14 protein-coding genes are annotated in these 13,759 nt (G+C 73.5%); 12 read left to right on the top strand and 2 right to left on the bottom strand.

What is annotated here, in order from left to right; translation table 11 throughout:
• Nucleotides 1–183 precede the first annotated feature (183 nt).
• The 10 genes from WMF33_RS05705 to WMF33_RS05660 all read left to right on the top strand — a co-directional run bounded on the left by WMF33_RS05705 (nt 184) and on the right by WMF33_RS05660 (nt 10,813).
• Nucleotides 184–1,476, top strand: coding sequence for a hypothetical protein (locus WMF33_RS05705; RefSeq protein ID WP_437336185.1), 1,293 nt, complete (start codon nt 184–186; stop codon nt 1,474–1,476).
• A gap of 484 nt (nt 1,477–1,960) precedes the next feature.
• Entirely contained in the window at nt 1,961–2,410 is a 450-nt protein-coding gene (locus tag WMF33_RS05700) for an ecotin family protein (RefSeq protein ID WP_437336184.1), read from the top strand.
• Nucleotides 2,411–2,780: 370 nt separating this feature from the next.
• Entirely contained in the window at nt 2,781–3,290 is a 510-nt protein-coding gene (locus WMF33_RS05695) for a chemotaxis protein CheW (RefSeq protein ID WP_437336183.1), read from the top strand.
• Nucleotides 3,291–3,418: 128 nt separating this feature from the next.
• Nucleotides 3,419–3,778: a response regulator gene (locus tag WMF33_RS05690; RefSeq protein WP_020733091.1), complete on the top strand. Its 360-nt coding sequence runs from the start codon at nt 3,419–3,421 to the stop codon at nt 3,776–3,778.
• A 1-nt stretch (nt 3,779) separates the two neighbouring features.
• Nucleotides 3,780–4,187 (top strand): hypothetical protein, encoded by a 408-nt coding sequence (locus WMF33_RS05685; RefSeq protein WP_437336182.1) that lies wholly within the window; start codon nt 3,780–3,782, stop codon nt 4,185–4,187.
• An 81-nt stretch (nt 4,188–4,268) separates the two neighbouring features.
• A complete protein-coding gene (locus WMF33_RS05680; RefSeq protein ID WP_061624974.1) occupies nt 4,269–4,823 on the top strand; it encodes a YfiR family protein in 555 nt (184 codons plus the stop codon).
• A gap of 154 nt (nt 4,824–4,977) precedes the next feature.
• Nucleotides 4,978–6,558 (top strand): methyl-accepting chemotaxis protein, encoded by a 1,581-nt coding sequence (locus WMF33_RS05675; RefSeq protein ID WP_437336181.1) that lies wholly within the window; start codon nt 4,978–4,980, stop codon nt 6,556–6,558.
• Nucleotides 6,542–8,707, top strand: coding sequence for a response regulator (locus WMF33_RS05670; protein ID WP_437336180.1), 2,166 nt, complete (start codon nt 6,542–6,544; stop codon nt 8,705–8,707). The genes WMF33_RS05675 and WMF33_RS05670 overlap by 17 nt, the downstream gene beginning before the upstream one ends.
• On the top strand, nt 8,704–9,651 hold the full coding sequence (locus WMF33_RS05665) for a chemotaxis protein CheB (protein WP_437336179.1): 948 nt from the start codon (nt 8,704–8,706) through the stop codon (nt 9,649–9,651). The genes WMF33_RS05670 and WMF33_RS05665 overlap by 4 nt, the downstream gene beginning before the upstream one ends.
• Complete coding sequence (locus WMF33_RS05660; protein WP_437336178.1) at nt 9,644–10,813, top strand: CheR family methyltransferase; 1,170 nt, start codon at nt 9,644–9,646, stop codon at nt 10,811–10,813. Before WMF33_RS05665 ends, WMF33_RS05660 begins: the two co-directional genes overlap by 8 nt.
• 31 nt (nt 10,814–10,844) lie before the next feature.
• Here WMF33_RS05660 and WMF33_RS05655 read toward each other — a convergent pair whose 3' ends face one another.
• Complete coding sequence (locus tag WMF33_RS05655; protein WP_437336177.1) at nt 10,845–11,630, bottom strand: hypothetical protein; 786 nt, start codon at nt 11,628–11,630, stop codon at nt 10,845–10,847.
• Nucleotides 11,631–11,786: 156 nt separating this feature from the next.
• Between WMF33_RS05655 and WMF33_RS05650 the strand changes: the two genes are divergently transcribed.
• Nucleotides 11,787–12,014, top strand: a complete 228-nt coding sequence (locus WMF33_RS05650) for a hypothetical protein (RefSeq protein ID WP_437336176.1) — start codon at nt 11,787–11,789, stop codon at nt 12,012–12,014.
• Nucleotides 12,015–12,069: 55 nt separating this feature from the next.
• Nucleotides 12,070–12,747, top strand: a complete 678-nt coding sequence (locus WMF33_RS05645; protein ID WP_437336175.1) for a DUF4339 domain-containing protein — start codon at nt 12,070–12,072, stop codon at nt 12,745–12,747.
• A 788-nt stretch (nt 12,748–13,535) separates the two neighbouring features.
• Here WMF33_RS05645 and WMF33_RS05640 read toward each other — a convergent pair.
• Nucleotides 13,536–13,685 (bottom strand): hypothetical protein, encoded by a 150-nt coding sequence (locus tag WMF33_RS05640; RefSeq protein ID WP_437336174.1) that lies wholly within the window; start codon nt 13,683–13,685, stop codon nt 13,536–13,538.
• Nucleotides 13,686–13,759: the final 74 nt, after the last annotated feature.

The raw sequence follows: 13,759 nt of genomic DNA, 5'->3' as shown, positions 1-13,759 counted from the left end.
GCTTCATCGCGTTCGCGTTCCGCCGCCCGAGCCTCGCTGCCCGTCCTCGCCGTCGCCCTCGCCCTCCCTGTCGCCGCCTCGTTCACCGGCTGCTCGGGGGGCGACGAGCGCACGGAGCCTCACGCTACCGGGAGTAGCCCCACGTTTCACAAAGACGTCGAGCCCATCCTGCAGAGGAGCTGCATGGGCTGCCACTCCGCGGGCAACATTGCCCCCTTCAGCATCACCTCGTACGACGACGCCAAGGCCGTCGCGGCGCTCATGGTCCAGACGATCAAAGCGGGCACGATGCCGCCCTTCGCCGTGCGTGACACGGACGAGTGCTCGACCCGCCACGCGTGGAAGGGCGACATCCGCCTCTCCGACGAGGAGATCAGCACGCTGGAGGCCTGGAGCGAGGCCGGCTGCCCCGAGGGAGATCCGAAGGACGCGCCCGCCGCGTTCGTGCCGAAGAGCCCGGACCTGCCGGGCACGACCCTCGAGGTCCATCCGAAGGAGCCCTACGTCACCTCCGGCGAGCGGGACGAGTTCCGCTGCTTCGTCATCGATCCCGAGCTCGCCGAGGACCAGTACCTGAATGGTATACAGATGGTTCCCGGCAACAACAAGGTCGTTCATCACGGGGTGATCGCCATCGATCCGGCGCGGTCGGCCGCAGACCTGGCCGGCCCCGACGGGAGCTTTCCGTGCGGCGAGGGCGATGTCGAGGGGGACGCGATCGTGGGGGATCTCCGGTTGCTCGCGGCCTGGGCTCCCGGCGCCGACCCCGTCGACCTGCCCGACGGGGTGGGTCAGGCGATCCCGAAAGGGTCGCTCATCGTGATGCAGATCCATTACCACCCCGCCGGCACGACGGCCGACCCGGACCTGACGCGCATCCAGCTCAGGCTCACCAGAGAGAAGCCGAAGTACGGCTTCCTGTACCACCTGATCGGCAACTACGATGAGCCGGTCAACGAGTTTGGCTTCGGGCTGCTGCCCGGGCCGGGCGACAAGGCCGGCGTCGAGTTCCTGATCCCCGCGGACAGCAAGGCTCACGTGGAGACGCAGCAGTTCACGGTCCCGGCCGCAGACTCGCCCGTGGCGGAAGAGGTACCGATCCCGCCGGGCACGCGCGTCTATGGCCAGCTCCTGCACATGCACTACCTGGGCTTCGACCAGAAGGTGACGGTCACGCGGGCGAACGGCTCGCCCGATCAACCCGAGGAGGAGTGCCTGGCGCACGCGCCGAAGTGGGAGTTCGCGTGGCAGCGCTCGTACGCGTACGACGCGCCCATCGAGTCGCTGCCGACGCTCGATCCGGGCGATGTGCTCCAGATCCGGTGCACGTTCAACAACTCGACGGAGAACCCGTACGTGGTCAAGGCGCTCAAGGAGGCTCACATGACCTCGACGATCGACGTGGCCTACGGCGAGGGGAACACGTTCGACGAGATGTGCGCCGCTGGGGTCTCGCTCGTGTACCCGATGCCCTGACGAGCGCGTCGCCACCCACGCCGAGCGTCGATGCGCGGTGGCTTCAGGTCGCTGCGCAAGAGGAAGCCCATGTGAGCAAGCGAGCGCACGGGGCCCTGGTCTTCGCGCGCACGGGCGTGCTGCGTGAGCTCCTGAAACATGAGCCCGTTCGTCGAGCCCTGCCGCCCTGAGCAGGCGATGGCTCGCTCGAGCAAGCCGCACGGCGGAGCGCGCCTCCACGCGAGGCGCCCCCCACCCTCCAGGCACCTCCCAGGCTGAGCCGCGCCTCCTCGGGTTCACCGCGCCAGGCGGCGCATGGAATGGACCGTGCAAAGTCCCCCGCGGCGGCGCCAGCTGCCGCGTTCACGCTACCACGTCCAGAAGCAAGCTCATCACGGCCTAGGGCGCGCCGGCAGGGACCCACGAGCCGCTCGCGCTCGCCGCGCGCCTGACCGACGACACATTTTGCGCATCAAACAGAAAGGAGACTCCAATGAAACGTTTCATGCTGCTGCTGACCGCCACATTGCTCGCCGCGCCCGCTTCCGCCTACGACGTCGAGAATCTGAAGCCGTATCCGCAGACGATGAACGGCAAACGTCGCATCGTCATCGATCTCCCTCAGCTCGCGGACGAGGACCGCGCGCGCGTGGAGATCTCGTTCTCCAAGCTGCTGGAGAATTCAGACTGCAATCTCAAGTCGGTCAGCGGCACGATCAAGGAAGGCACGATCGAAGGCTGGGGTTACCCCTACTGGGAGGTGAACAGCAACGGCGCGATCGTGGGCACGCTCGTCGCCTGCGGAAACACGCCGACAAAGACCGAGCGCGTCTTCGGTGAGAGAGAGATGGTCCGTTACAACTCCAAGCTTCCGCTCGTGATCTACGTTCCGGATGGCCTCGACGCGGCCTTCCGGACGTTCACCACGCCTGGCGGGTTCCAGACGAGGAGCTGAAGCCGCTTCCATGACGGGATCCGGCCGTGGAGCATCGCGCACGCCGAGCCGAGCCGCCTGGACCACCATGTCGGCGCCTCGGCCGAAGCCGCTCACGGACGCCGCCAGGCGTCCAGCTGCACTGGGGTCAGGCTCGCGCGCGGGCGTCACTGCGCGCGCGCTCAGCCAGCGCGCCGCCCGGGCCCGGCGCAGCGCGCCACCCCGAGCGCCGCATGGGAGGGAGAGGGCGCCGCAGGACAGCGCGGCTGGCCTGGTGAGGCAAGCGCGGCTGGCCTGGTGAGTCAGAAGACGCCCGATACCGCATGAATCCACGAGGGCGAGCGCAAAACCAGCTCCCCGGCCTCAGCCGTTGTGGTACACCGAGGACACCTTGTCCGACGCGCTCACGCACGTTCACGCGCTGCTCGACCTGCGCGACGACGCCCCGGACAAGGGGCCGCGCGAGAGGGCCGCTGTCGACCTCCTGCTCTTCGAGCTCGGCCCGGTGACCTTCGCCCTGAGGGCGCAGCAGGTCGAAGAGGTGATCGCGTGGCGCACGCCCCTGCCGCTGCCGCGCGCCGATCCGCGGGTGATGGGCATCCTCCAGGACCGCGGCAGGATCATCGTGATCGTGTCGGCCCCGCTCGCCGCGCCGGCGGCCGCGCCGCTCCGCATCGTCGTCTGCCGCACGCAGCGGGGTCACCTGGGTTTGCCCGCCGGCAAGACGCGGTGTGTTGCCGCGGTAAAAGTGTTCGGAGAGCTCGCGCCGAAAGCTGTGGTCGACACCAGCGAGGGAGTAGTAACCTTCCTCGACGTGATCCACCTGCTCGACGCTTCCGAGGGCGCGCCGCAGCCGTCCGTCGCGCCGCGCGGCGATCCGGCCGCCTGGTTGGGTCGATGAGCGATCCGAGCTCCCGGCCTCCCACGACGAGGCCCAGACCGCCGGCCGATCCGGTCGATGAAGCGGGGACCCCCGCGAGCGCGTCTCCGCCGCCGAGATCGCCGTCGAGCCCGCCGCCGAGCCCGCCGGTGCTCGTCATCGATGACAGCGAGATCGCCCGGGAGGAGGTCTCCCGCTTGCTGCGCGCGGCCGGCTTTCAGGTGGTCGCGCTCCCCTCCCCCATCGGGGCGACCCAGGCCATCGTCCGGCATCAGGCGCGGATCGTCGTCGTCGACGTCTTCATGCCGACCATCCGCGGGGACCGGCTGCTCACCCTGTTCCGGAAGAACCAGCGGCTCGGGCACCTCAGCGTCATCCTGATGTCCGGGCACTCCGAGCGCGAGCTCGAGCAGCTGCAGATGGAGGTCCAGGCGGACGCGGTCCTCTCGAAGCGCAACCTCGATCGCCTGCCGGCCCTCGTCCGGCGGCTCGCCGGCAAGGAGCGGTGACGTGGGGGCCGTGGTCGCCATGCTGCACGCCGGGGTGCGATGCGCGGTGCCAGCGCAGCAGGTGCTCCTCGCCGAGGGCGACGCCGCGCCAGAGCCCGGCGCCTGCCTCTGGGGCGACCCCGCGCCAGAGCCCGGCGCCTGCCTCTGGGGCGACCCCGCCCCGGGCCGCGCGGCGGACGCGGCCCCCGAGCCGGCCACGCGGACGGTGCGCCTGTCGACCGGCGGCGCCCCCCGAGCGATCGCCTGCGCGCGCCCCCGGCTCGTGGAGGTCGACCGGGAGCGCGTGTGGCCGCTGCCGGAGCTCCTCGCCGAGATCCTGGCGCTGCCCCACGTCGTCGGGCTCGCCGAGATCGACGGCGCCCTGCACTGGGTGCTCGACGCCCGCCGCCTCCCCGACATCGGCGCCTGATGCGGCGCGCATCGAAGATCCCGTTCGAGGTCGTTCAAGGCTGATCAGAGACACATGGCGTTTCCGAGCTCCTCGATTCGAATGCTGACGGCCCTCCTGCTCGTCACCACCGCGAGCGCCGAGGGCCGCTCGGCCGCTTCCGTCCCGTACGAGCTGAGGGGCGCCATCCTCCTGCGCTCGATCGGCTACGAGAGCGGGTTCGCGAGCCGGAAGGGCGCGGCCGTGCTCGCCGTCGTCGGGGGGGAGTCGGGCGAGAGCGCGGACGACGCGAACGCGATGGCCGCCGTGCTCTCGAAGCTGGCCGCGAAGACGACCGTGGCCAGCCGGCAGGCGACCGTTCTGCGCGTGACGTACACCGGAAAGGCCCAGCTGCAGGAGGCGCTGCGCGCCGGCGGCGCCGAGGTGGTCTACGTGGCGCGCGGGCTCGCCGCGGCCATCCCGGACATCCCGCCGCGCGAGGGCGCCGTGGTCCGCATCGTCGTGTGCGGCGACGGCGACGACACCAAGCGCGGCTGCGCCGTGGCCGTGGGGCTCGCCGGCACCAAGCCCGAGGTCCTCTTGAACGTGAAGCACGCCAACGCCATCGGCCTCCGCTTCGATCCGCAGTTCCTCCGGCTCGCCCGCATCGTCGACTAGGGCCCTCGCGACGCCGGCCGCCGGCCGGCCGACACGGCGCGTCGCCCCTCTCAGGATCCACGGTTCACGGCTCGCGACTCACGATCTCTGCTCCAGCGTCCGCCATCGATCAGCGACCCTCATCGATCCTCATCGCTCGTCCTCCTCCGCCGCCATGCTCAATTTTCGCTCCATCCGCTGGAAGATCGCCGCCCTCGTGGCGTCGGTCGCCATCGTGCTGTCGGCGCTCGATCTGTGGCTGATCCCCGACCGCACGGCGCGGGCCAGCGAGGCCGAGCTGCGCGAGCGCGCCGGGATCCTCGCCACGATGCTGAAGGAGCCCATCGGCGTCGCCATGGACCTCGAGCAGCCCCCAGAGACCTTCCCGGACACCCTGCGGACCGCCATGACCGATCCCCTGGTCAGCTGGGTGTCCGTCTACGACGCCAAAGGCGCGCGCATCGCCGCGATCGGCGCGGTGCAGGCGCCCGGGAGCGCGGCGGACGTGCAGGGCGAGGGCGACGGGGGCGTCGTCGTCAGCGAGGCGCCGATCCGGTCGCGGAACGGCGACCGCCAGCTCGGAACGCTCGCCGTGGGGCTGCGCAGCGACCGGATCGCCCAGCGCCGCGCCGACGCGCGCAGGACCATCGCCCTCCAGTCGGCGGGGATCATGCTGCTCGGCCTCGGCCTCGCGTGGGTCATCTCGGCGCGCATGACCCGCTCGATGGCCCACATCAAGGAGGCGGCCGACCGCATCGCCCGCGGCGACGTGTCGGCGCGGCTGTCGCTCCGGATCTCGGGCGACGAGCTCGGGGACATGGCCAGCGCCTTCGAGCGGATGAACACCCAGCTGCGCGAGCTCCAGGAGACGGCGAAGCGGGTCGCGGGCGGCGATTTCACCTGCAAGATCACCGGCGACGGGGAGCTCTTCGCCGCCTTCCGGGCGATGGTCGCGAGCCTCCAGGGGCTCGCCACGCGCATCGGCAACACCTCGTCGGAGGTCGCGTCGGCCGCGGCCGGGATGTTCTCGTCGGTGCGCGAGCAGGAGACCACCGCCAACCAGCAGAACGCGGCGCTCGAAGAGATCCGCCGGACCGTGGAGGCCCTGACCGCCAGCGCCGATCACATCGCCAAGGACGCGGCCACCGTGCACGAGATGGCCCAGCGGAGCCTCGTCAGCGTCCAGCGCACCGCGGAGCAGACGCGCCTCGTCAGCTCCCACTCGGACCGCATCGGCGAGATCCTGTCGCTGATCCAGAGCATCGCCGACAAGTCGGACCTGCTCGCCCTGAACGCCGCGCTCGAGGGCACCAAGGCCGGCGAGGTGGGGCGCGGGTTCTCGCTCGTGGCCGCCGAGATGCGCCGGCTGTCCGAGCACGTCATGGACTCGGTGCGCGACATCCGCAAGCTGGTGGCGGACATGCACGCGGCCTCCCACGCGTCCGTGCTCGCGACCGAGGACGGCATCAAGCTGGCCCGAGACACGGCCGCCGCCGCCGCCAAGATCTCGGACGCCGTGGACCACCAGCGCGAGGGGACGGCGCAGGTGAAGACCGCGATCGTCGACATCGTCGGGGCGGTGAACGACACGCTGACGAGCAGCGCGGACGCGACGCGCTCGGCCGAGTCGCTGCTCCAGCTGTCGCACGCGCTCAAGGCGACGGCGAGGGCCTTCCGGGTGAAGCCGGCCGGGGCGAAGCGCGAGACGGCGGCGACGACCAGCGACGAGGCGGACGCGGATGAGGAGCCGGGCTGACCTCGTCGCCGCGTTCCACCGGGCCATGCCGGACCGCGTGGCCCAGGCGACCGACCTCTGGCTCGGCTTCGAGCAGGGCCAGGCCGGCAACCTCCCGGTCCTGCGCCGCCTCCTGCACACGCTGAAGGGCGAGGCGCACATGCTGGAGCTCGCCGCGTGCGGCGACCTCGCCGAGCTGACCGAGACCGTCATCGACGCGGTGCGGGGCGGCGCGCGCCCCACGCAGCTCACCGGCGACAGCCTCCTCGGCGCGCTGGAGGCGCTCGGGCTCCTGTCGGCGAGCGCCGGCGAGGCGGCCCCGCTCGACCTCGGCCCCGTGCAGGAGACCCTCCGCGCGGCGCACGCGGAGCTCACGGGCGCGGGCGCCCCCGCCGGGGAGGCCGCGCCGCCGCGCGCCCCCGCGACCGAGAGCGCCCTGCCGCCGCGGTTCGACCCCGCGGCCGCGCCGGACCCGGCCGCCCCGCCCGCGGCCCTCGACGCCGCGGCGGTCGGGGCGCTCCTGCACGAGATGCAGCGGCTCCACGGCGAGCGGGAGGTCCTCCAGCGGCGGCTCCGCGAGGCGCAGCGCATGCTCCGCGCGCTGCTCGTCGAGATCGACCCCCGGGGGGCCGCCGCGGACCGGGTCGCGGAGCGGATCACGAAGACGCTCGGCTACGGCGCGGAGATCGAGCGCCTCCTCGGCGCCGTGCGGGCCGACTGGTCGAGCAACGAGTTCGCGGCCGGGCGCGCGCTCGGCGAGCTCGACGAGGTGGTCCGCAGGGCGTCGGTGGTGCGCACCGAGCGCCTCCTGAACCAGGTGTCGCTCGCCGCCCGGAGCGCCGCGCGCATGCTGGGCAAGGACGTCGAGGTGCGCGTCGAGGGGACGGGGCTCCTCGACGCGGCCGTGGAGCGCCGCCTCGAGCCGGCGCTGCTGCACCTCGTGCGCAACGCCGTCGACCACGGCATCGAGCCGGCGGACGTCCGCGCCCGCCGCGGCAAGCCCGCCCGCGGCGCGGTGGCGGTGACCGTGGTCCAGACCGACGCCGCCGTGCGGGTCGAGGTGAAGGACGACGGCGGCGGGGTCGATTTCGCGCGCCTGCGCGAGGTGCTCGCCGAGGCGGTGCCGGACGTCGCGTCCCTCGACGACGCCGAGCTCATCCCGTACCTGTTCGCGCACGGGCTCACCACGACCCGCAGCGTCGGCGCGATCTCGGGCCGGGGCGTCGGGCTCGACGTCGTGGCGCGGGAGATCGGCGCGCTGGGCGGGCAGGTCCGGGTCGACTCCAGGCCCGGCCTCGGGACGACGATCCTGCTCGTCGTGCCGAAGAGCCCCCACGGCGAGGAGGTGGTCCCCGTCACCTGCGGCCGGTTCCGGTGCGCGGTGCCGACGCACGCCGTGCACTCGGTGATGCTGCTGGAGGAGCTGCTGCACACCTCGGACGGACCGCGCGTGCGCCTGGCCGGCGGCTCGGGCGTGGAGCTCGTGCCGCTCTACGCGCTCGGGGCGGTGCTCGGCGACGGGGGCCAGCCCGCGCCGGGGGACGCGGCGCTCGTGCTGCACCACGCCGCGGGCCTGTTCGCGGTGAGCGTGGACGGCTACGAGAACCCGCGGCTCGTCGCCCTCGTCCGGTCGGAGGAGCTGCCGTGGAGCTCGCCGCTCGTGCGCGGCGTGGCGCCGACGGCGGACGGCGAGGCGATGCTGCTCCTCGACGTCGAGCGGGTGTTCGCGTGGGCGCGGCAGGCGCCCCGGGAGGCGCCGGCGCGCGCCGCGGCCGCCGCGCCGAAGCGCGAGCCGCTCGCGCTGGTCGTAGAAGACGCCCCGGTCGCGCGGGAGCTGCTCTCCGGGATCCTGCGGGCGATCGGCCTGCGCGTGGAGGAGGCGAGCGACGGCCGGGAGGGGCTCGCGCGGGCGCGGGCGGCGCCGCCGGACGTGGTGCTGACCGACATCGAGATGCCTTACATGAACGGCCTCGAGATGGTGGCGGAGCTCCGGCGCACGCCCGCGCTCGCCCGGGTGCCGGTCGTGGTGCTGACGACGCAGACCGCCGCGACCCACGCCGAGAACGTCGCCGCGCTGCGCGAGCTCGGCGTGCGGGCCGTGCTGTCGAAGCAGCGGTTCGTCGAGGAGGAGCTGCGCCGGATCGTCGCGGAAAGCCTCGGTGGCGCGTGACGACGCGGGTCGTGATCGCCGACGACTCGGACATCGCCGCGGCCCTGCTCGAGGCGATCCTCGAGGAGGACGCGGGGATCCGCGTGGTGGGCCGGGCGCGGACCGGGGCGGAGCTCCTGGCGTTGCCGGCGGTCGCGATCGCCGACGTCGTGCTCGTGGACCTGCTCATGCCCGAGCTCGACGGGCTGTCCGTGATCCGGGCCGTCGCCGCCCGCGCCGGGGTGATCGTGGTCAGCTCGCTCCCGCGCGGCTCGGCCGCGGTCCGCGAGGCGCTGGCGCAGGGCGCCGTCGACGGCCTCGAGAAGCGCGACCTCGCCGGCGCCCCGGCCCGGGCGCGGCTGCGCGCCGCGGTGCTCCGCGCGGCCCGGCGGCCGGTCGCGGCGCGGGGCGGGCGCGTGATCCTCGTCGCGGGCTCGACCGGGGCGATCCCCGCGCTGGAGGCGCTGGCGCGGGGGCTCGGGCCCCTCGAGGTGCCGGTGCTGGTCGTGCAGCACCTGCCGGATCGGCGGGAGCGCGACCTCGCGCGGGCGCTCCGCGCGCTGGGCGCGCGGGCGCGGCCGGCGCGGGCCGGCGACGCGCTCTCGCCGGAGTTCCTGCTCGCGCCGTCGGGGTCGCACATGGCCCTCGACGGGCGCGGGCGGATCCAGCTGACGGGCGACGGGCCCGTGGGCGGGCACCGGCCGTCGGCGGAGGTCCTGTTCGCGTCGGCGGCGCCGCTCGCCCGGCGGGTCGCCGCGCTGGTGCTGTCGGGCCTCGGGAGCGACGGCGCCCGCGCGCTGCCGGCGCTCGTGGACGGCGGGGGCCTCGGCTTCGCGCAGCATCCCTCGGAGTGCAGCGCGCCCGCCATGCCGCGCGCGGCGCTGCTCTCGTCGCCGCGCGTGAGGCCGATCCGCGTCGCGGATTTCGTCGAGCTCGCGCGGAGGTGGGTGCTCGGTGATGGATGATCGCCCGCTGGAGCGCGCCCTCGCGCGGGTCCTGTCGCCGCGGCTCGGCCACGCGCCGTCGCGGTGGCCCGAGACGCTCTACCTGCACGTGCGGGAGCGCGCGCAGCGGGCCGGGCTGGGCGAGGCGGAGTACGTCGAGCGCGCGGGCCAGGCCGGGGAGGCGGCCTCGCTGGCGATGCTGCTCGACGCCGCGACGATCGGGCACACGGCGGCTTACCGGCACCCGGAGCAGTTCGAGCGCCTCGGGCGCGTGCTGGCCGACCTCGCGCCGCGGCGGCCGGGCCCGCTGCGCCTCTGGTGCGCGGGCTGCTCGACGGGCGAGGAGGCGTACAGCGCCGCCGCGTGCGCGGAGGCGGCGGGGGTGGACGCGGCGGTGCTGGGCACCGACGTCAACCCGGTCGCGATCGCGGTGGCGCGGAGCGGCCTGCTGCCGCAGCGGCGCTCGGTGGGCGCGCCCTTGCCGGCGCCGTGGGCCGAGGGAGTGCCGGAGGCGCTGCGGCGGCGCGTGCGCTTCGAGGTGGCGTCGCTGACGGACGCGCAGCCGGCGCTCGGGGCGGGGCCGTTCGACGTCATCCTCTGCCGCAACGTCCTCATCTATTTCGAGCGGGACCAGGTGCCGCGCGTGCTCGGGCGGCTCGCCGCGGAGCTCGTCCCTGGCGGCCACGTCGTCCTGTCGCCGGCGGAGGGTATCTTGCCGCTGCCGCCGGAGCTCCGGCGGGGCCCGGCGCCGGGCTGGCTGCAGCGGCCGGAGGGCGGCGACGGGGCGGCGCCGGCGAGCCGGGTGGAGCCGTCGAGCGGGGTCGAGCCGGCGAGCTCGCGGGCGCCCGGCGCGCAGGCCGAGGAGGGGCCGGCGTCAGCGGGCGCGGGCGCGGGCGCGGCGGCGCGGGAGCCCGGCGCGGAGGCGGCGGCCCGGCTGCTGGGCGCCGGGCGCGCCGACGAGGCGGAGCAGGTGCTGGCGGCGCTGCTCAACGCCGATCCGGAGCACCTCGAGGGGTGGTTCCTGCTCGGGGAGGCGCTGCTGGCGCGGGGCGAGCGGGCGCAGGCGCGGGCGGCGTTCCAGCGGGTGCTCCGCTGCTCGGCCGCCGGCGCGCGCCACGTCGACGCGGGCGCGCTGCGGCGCGCGGCGGCGCGGCGCGCCGAGGCGCTGCGCGACCCGCGCTGAGCCGCGGGCGCGCCGCGCCTCCGCGCGCCGGTCACTTCGCGTCGCCCGGCTCGCCCGGCAGCGCGATGGAGATCTCGACCCGCCCCGCGGGCAGCTTGCTCTCTCCGAGCGCGGCGCCGGCGGGGTCGTGCTCGGCGTGCCCGACCGCGGACAGCCGGGCTCCTGGCAGCGAGCACGCGTCCTGGAGGGTCTGCGCGACGCTCGCCGCGCGGGCCGCGGAGAGCGCCCACGGCGTCGGATAGCCGCTCTGCAGCGCGGGCGACTCGAGGTCCGGAGGGCCGCTGACCGCGCCGACGCGGATCGGCGCCTGGCCGATGGCCGCGACGGCGCCCGCGACATGGCACAAGAGGGCGCGGCCCTGCGGGCTCACGTCGAGCTTGTGGGGGAGGAACACCGCCGTCTCCGGGAGCGCGACGAGCGCCTGACCGTCCGCGACGGCGACGACCGCGGTCCCCTTCTTGATCTGCTTGTCGAGCTTCCCTGCGAGCTCGGTCTTGAGCTGCTCGACCCGCGCGAGGCCCGATTTCTTGGCGTCCTCGGTCTGCCGTCGCTCCGCTTCGAGCTTCTCGACCTGCGCCGTCTTCTGCTGGAGCTCTCCGCGCACCTGGCTCAGCGTCTGTTCGAGGTCTTTGCCCCGCTGGTTCGACCTTCGCTGCTCCTCGATCAGGAGCAGGTGAGCGCGGCGGAGCGGAACGTAGTAGGCCGCCACGAACGTCGCGCTCGCGACGAGGAGGAGCGCCGGCACGAGCCGGACCCAGCGCCGGAAGCCGGACGATCCAGCGCTGTTGCTGGCCCCGACCTCATCCGCTGTGCTCATGAATGCCTCCATGCTCCGCCCCCATCGGCCGCGAGAATACCTACATGGCGAGGATCCCGCCAGCGCCACGGGTCGCGCCTCAATTCGCTGAAAAAATCCGTACCGTCTCGAAAGCGCGCCGCGCCGCATGTCGGTGTGTACAGGTGCGCTCGGACCGTGGCATCCTCACGCGCGCAAGGGAGGACTTTGTATGAAACCGCCGCCCCTTCCGGCCAGGCGTCCGGCGCCGCCCGCTTCAACTACCCGCTCTGCGCCGCCCGCTTCGACCATGCGCCCGGCGCCGCCTGCTTCGACCATGCGCCCGGCGCCGCCTGCTTCGACCATGCGCCCGGCGCCGCCCGCTTCGACCATGCGCCCGGCGCCGCCCGCTCCGGCGACCGATGATCGCGAGAGCCTCTGGCACGTCGCGATCGCGCCCGACGACATTAAGGTGCTCACGTTGGAGAAGCTCGACGATCTGTTCCGGCTCGACGTCATCGACGAGTCCACGAAGATATGGAAGCCCGGGATGGCCACCTGGCAGCCGCTCGGCGTGGTGGCGGGGCTCGACTCGGACCCGCCGGCCGAGTCGGCGCGGGCCCCGGCTCCGGCCAGCACGGCGCGGCGGGTCCCGCCGCCGCCGCCCAGTCCTCCGTCGCGGAACATGGATTCCGATCATCCGACGCCGGTGGTGTCGAGCCTGTCGTCCATCATGTTTCCGACCTCACCCACGATGCCGATCGGGGAGCTGGACAGCTCGCCGCATCTGGTGACGCGGACCGAGGTGCAGGCGCCCCCGGCGGCGATCCTCGCGGCGTCCCGGCCGACGCCGCCGCCCGGGATGCCGGATCTGCGCGCCCCGCTGCTCATGATCCAGCCGGCCGAGGCGGTCGAGGCGCCGCCCCCCGCGCGCGCGCGCGACACGGGCCGCGCGCAGCGCCTGATGCTCGCGCTGTCGGTCGTGACGGGGCTGACGATGACGCTCTACCGCAATGACGTCCTCCTCGACGCGGCGCGCTCCGCGGGGCGGGAGGGCGTGTATCAGAAGATCGAGACCGCGCTCGGCGGCCCCGGGTTCGGGACCCCGCGCTCGATCGAGCCGCTCCGCGCGCCCGCGGAGCCGGCGCCCACCAAGTAAGCGCGCGGCGCTCCTGCGCGCCTGCAACGAGCGGCGCTCAGCCCTCCCGACATCGCCCCCCAGAGAAGAAGACCGCCGAGGCGCGAAGGACGCCGGGGGAATCGAGCGATTCTCTCCTTGGCGTCCTTGGCGTCCTTGGCGTCCTGGCGATTTATCGTCTTCTCACCAGAACGCCTCGAACGAGAGAGCCACAAAGGCGCCGAGGGCGCCAAGAGAATGAAGAGAGAGGCTCTACGAGAAACGAGGCGAACAGCGCCTGTCCATCATCACGTTGGCAGCTGTCCGCCTGCGGTTACGCGCGTTTGCCGACACGCCCTAACAGGATGGCGATGTCTTGCGGCTTGATCCCGTCCTTCGCGGCTCGAGCTCAAACTGTTTTTCGGATCAGCGTTGCGCCGATGCCAACGCTCGAGCGCGCTGACAAGGGCCGCGACGAGCCTGCCCAACGCTGCCCCGAGGCCAGGCGAAGGCTCGTCGCACAGCGTCGGCGCGACCGAGAGTCGCAGCCGGTCCTGGAGGATCTCCTGAGCGCGGCGAATGGATCGTGGATCCCGGCGGTCGAACCAGATGGCCTCGCCAAGCGACTCGTTGGCCTCGGGGCCCTGGTCCTCCGCGGGCCCGAGGTACAGGGTCACGGTGTGTCGTCCCAGCGTGGCTGGTGGATCGATCAGCATGTTCCTGGGGAACAGCTTGGCTCCGCGCTCGTGACAGATCGGTGGCGCAAGCGAAGACTCTCCGTTACAGCGCGGCGCTCGCCCCGCAGGTCGTGGAGCGTCGACGTCGCGACGTCAGTCGACGGAGAGCTCGACCGCCGAGTCGTCCGGGTACGTGAACCGCTGCTCGACGGTGAACGGCTCGCTGAGGGAGCATAGACCCTCGTCTTCACACGTGGCCGCGCCGAAGAGCTCGAGGGCGATCTTGAACGCTCCGGGCTGCACGGCGACGGCGCGCGGGCAGTCGTCGGCGAAAGGATTGTCCGGCTGCGCCGCGCAGCGATCGAGGGGCGGCGCGC

The organism is Sorangium sp. So ce394, from assembly GCF_051474665.1.
Taxonomy (GTDB): Bacteria; Myxococcota_A; Polyangia; order Polyangiales; family Polyangiaceae; genus Sorangium; species Sorangium cellulosum_D.
The sequence above is the reverse complement of the archived record's forward strand: the minus strand, read 5'-3'. Positions and strand labels throughout refer to the sequence as shown.

Coding starts and splice junctions, on each gene's coding strand:
- WMF33_RS05705 (WP_437336185.1), top strand. CDS start 184: ATGGGCTGCCACTCCGCGGGCAACATTGCCCCCTTCAGCATCACCTCG.
- WMF33_RS05675 (WP_437336181.1), top strand. CDS start 4,978: ATGCTCAATTTTCGCTCCATCCGCTGGAAGATCGCCGCCCTCGTGGCG.
- WMF33_RS05680 (WP_061624974.1), top strand. CDS start 4,269: ATGCTGACGGCCCTCCTGCTCGTCACCACCGCGAGCGCCGAGGGCCGC.
- WMF33_RS05660 (WP_437336178.1), top strand. CDS start 9,644: ATGGATGATCGCCCGCTGGAGCGCGCCCTCGCGCGGGTCCTGTCGCCG.
- WMF33_RS05655 (WP_437336177.1), bottom strand. CDS start 11,630: ATGAGCACAGCGGATGAGGTCGGGGCCAGCAACAGCGCTGGATCGTCC.
- WMF33_RS05670 (WP_437336180.1), top strand. CDS start 6,542: ATGAGGAGCCGGGCTGACCTCGTCGCCGCGTTCCACCGGGCCATGCCG.
- WMF33_RS05700 (WP_437336184.1), top strand. CDS start 1,961: ATGCTGCTGCTGACCGCCACATTGCTCGCCGCGCCCGCTTCCGCCTAC.